Annotated in this window: 2 protein-coding genes and 1 pseudogene; all 3 read left to right on the forward strand. The window is 42.8% G+C overall.

What is annotated here, in order from left to right; all coding sequences use genetic code 11:
• The coding region (locus OGY09_RS13205; protein WP_286590466.1) for an RHS repeat-associated core domain-containing protein at nt 1-594 on the forward strand (594 nt) is incomplete at its 5' end.
• 13 nt (nt 595-607) lie between these two features.
• Nucleotides 608-952, forward strand: coding sequence for a hypothetical protein (locus OGY09_RS13210; protein WP_032944174.1), 345 nt, complete (start codon nt 608-610; stop codon nt 950-952).
• Nucleotides 953-1,075: 123 nt separating this feature from the next.
• Nucleotides 1,076-1,255: pseudogene (locus tag OGY09_RS25445) on the forward strand (hypothetical protein); the annotation flags it as partial.

Here is a 1,255-nt window from a genome sequence, read left to right on the forward strand (position 1 = left end):
CGCGCGGAATATGACGAATGGGGCAACGTGCTGCGGGAAGATAATCCACATAATCTGCAACAGCTTATCCGCCTGCCGGGACAGCAGTATGACGACGAATCCGGACTGCACTACAATCGGCACCGGTACTACAGTCCGGGACAGGGACGGTATATCACCCAGGATCCGATAGGGCTGAAAGGCGGGTTGAATTTTTACACATACCCATTGAATCCAGTAATGGAAGTTGATCCGTTAGGACAAGCAACAATAAAAATAGATGGTAAGAAGATCACCGTACATAATAACGACGTTGATCCCTGGCCAAGTAACCCTCATGGCCACATGTATGATACAAATGAAGTAATTGATAAAGACGGTCGAATTTACGATAAATCATCAGGAAAAGAGAGGTGCTCATTACCAAAAAAATCTTTAACAAAGTGGTCAGACTTCCTGAAGAAAATAGGGAAACTATCAATAGTTGGAGATGCATTTATGCTTCATGATTTACTTGTTGAGGAAGCAACGGAAGCTTGTGCCCGTGGTGATAATGGAATGTGTGGCGTTTTGGAAATACTAAATGGGAAAAACGATAACCCTTATGAAGCATAGGCAGGAAATGAAAATGGAAAATATAGTCATCACTCCTAACATTAGCATAGATGATTATCTTATACATAGCATTACATGGGATAAATCAGAGAACGCTCTTATAGATACTTCCAAGTTGGAAACTATAGATGATATAGTATATTGTGCAAAATTAGCATTATCCATGCCGGATATAAAATTCTCTCTAGCTGTGCTGGAACAACTTTCAGAAATAAAAATAATGCCAATGAATGTATTGGAAGAAATAATTTTAATAGGTGACCCCGGGTGTTGTGAGAGTATTTGCATGCGTACAGATCTAAATTCTAATTTGAGACGTATGTGTAGCGGTTTGGAGTTAACTCACAAAAAAAACTGAGATAATTAGTAGGTCGGCCCATAGCAATCAGGTGAATTTTCCAACATAACCATGTTTTAAATGTGTTTCTATGTCACGGGTTGGCGTGGTTCCACTAGCAACAGCAACGACCACCATTATCACTACGATAAGGTGACTGGCTGACCACCACGCAGACGGAGAACTGCCGTATCCAGACGGTTTATACGCCGGGCAGCTTCACACCGCTGGTCAGAATCGAAACCCAAACCGCAGAACTGGCGAAAGCGGTACGCCGCACGCTGGCGGAGAAATTTCAGCAGGAGGCGAACGTCACTTTCCCGC

The sequence above is a fragment of the Citrobacter sp. Cpo071 genome (assembly GCF_030332765.1).
GTDB classification, from domain to species: Bacteria; Pseudomonadota; Gammaproteobacteria; order Enterobacterales; family Enterobacteriaceae; genus Citrobacter; species Citrobacter portucalensis.